This is a genomic window from Candidatus Protofrankia californiensis (assembly GCF_900634765.1).
GTDB lineage: Bacteria > Actinomycetota > Actinomycetes > Frankiales > Frankiaceae > Protofrankia > Protofrankia californiensis.
The window spans coordinates 3,329-4,976 of sequence record NZ_CAAAFT010000416.1; the positions used below are offsets into that span (position 1 = coordinate 3,329).

2 protein-coding genes are annotated in these 1,648 nt (G+C 69.1%); one reads left to right on the forward strand and one right to left on the reverse strand.

Annotated elements, in window-relative coordinates:
• A partial coding sequence (locus DD1DGNOD_RS21615) for a Crp/Fnr family transcriptional regulator (protein ID WP_131770928.1) occupies positions 1 to 518 on the reverse strand: 518 nt, incomplete at its 3' end.
• Positions 519 to 784: 266 nt separating this feature from the next.
• On the opposite strand from DD1DGNOD_RS21615, the gene DD1DGNOD_RS21620 reads away from it, so the two are divergent.
• Positions 785 to 1,648 (forward strand): serine/threonine-protein kinase (locus tag DD1DGNOD_RS21620; RefSeq protein WP_241255900.1); only part of this gene is annotated, 864 nt, incomplete at its 3' end.

Here is a 1,648-nt window from a genome sequence, read left to right on the forward strand (position 1 = left end):
CCGATGGCCGCCGCCAAGTCACGCTGCGTTACACGCAACGTGATCGCGACACTGCCGTCGGGCTGCCTGTCCCCGTGCCCTTCCGCGAGCTCCAGCAGGTGCCGGGCGAGACGGATGTCGGTCGGGTACGCGCCCAGGTCCGACCGCCGCCGGTCGGACTCCCGCAGCCGTCGGGTGATCGAGCTGACCAGGGCCCGCACGACCTGGGGATGCGTGGCCACGAACGTCCGGAACGCCTCGGCGGACACGACGACCACCTGCGCGGGCTCCACCGCCACGACCGACGCCGAACGGGTCTCACCGTCGATGACCGCCATCTCGCCGATGAGATCACCGGGGCCACGATGGGCGAGCAGGGTCTCGTAACCGCTCTCGGCGACGGTCACGACCTTCACCCGACCCGTCCGCATGATCATTACTAGATCGGCGTGGTCGCCTTCCCATAACAGGACGTCACCCTGCGCATAGTTCCTGACCGTCCCGAGTTCTTCGAGCGCCGAGCGGTCCTGCGGGCTCATCTGAGCACGTCCGCTCTTGGCATGTCCGCGCTCACCGCTGTCAGCTGCGGTCACGTGTTCCCCTCTGTCACGTGGGTGGTGGCGCAGAGTACCCCTTTTGCTCCAATACAAAAGCGAGGCGGGGTGTCCGGACCAACCCCGTGGTCCACCGTCGCCGCCCCCTTGCGTTCCGCAAGAATCGGCGGACGGCGCGACCGCGCCTGCCCGCTGCCGGTGTTTCCGTCATAAGGTCCTGGTCGCCGGGCCTGTACCGATGTGCCTGGCCGATGCGCCTGCAGCTGATGTGCTGCGCACAGGGGGGAACACTGGCGATGCGAAGGCTGGGTTCCCGCTACGTCCTGCACCAGCCGCTCGGGAAGGGTGCCAGCGGCGAGGTCTGGCGGGGCGAGCGGGTCGATGATGGTACCGGTGACCGTGGGATGGTGGCGGTCAAGATCCTGCGGCCCGAGGTGTCCGACGACCCGGAGATCGTCGACCGGTTCCTGCGCGAGCGCAGGGTCCTGCTGGCCTTCGACGACCCGCACCTGGTGAAGGTTCGCGACATCGTCGCCGAGGGCGACACCCTCGCGATCGTGATGGACCTCGTGGACGGGGTGGACCTGCGCGGATATCTGCGCGAGCGTGGCCGGCTCCCCACCGCCGACGCCGTCGAACTCGTCGGGCAGGTGCTCTCGGCCCTGGCCGTCGTCCACGAGGCCGGCGTTGTCCACCGCGACGTCAAACCGGCGAACATCCTTATCGACACCACCGGCCCGGGGCCTGCCCGGGCCATGCTGACCGACTTCGGTATCGCCCGGCTGACCCAGACCCCCTCCATGACCAGGCTCAGCGTCACGATCGGCACGCCGATGTACATGGCGCCGGAGCTCGCCGAACACACCCCGGCGGGCCCTGCCGCCGACATCTACGGAGCCGGCGTCGTCCTCTACGAACTGCTGGCCGGACAGCCTCCGTTCGTCGCGTCGAACACGATCGCCATGATCCGGGCGCATGCCTTCGACGCGCCACCGCCGATCGACGGGATCGATGGACCGCTGTGGGAGGTCCTGTGCCAGCTGCTCGCCAAGCGTCCGTCGAACCGGCCCGCAACCGCGCTCGCAGCCCGAGCCGCACTGCGGGCCGCACTAGAG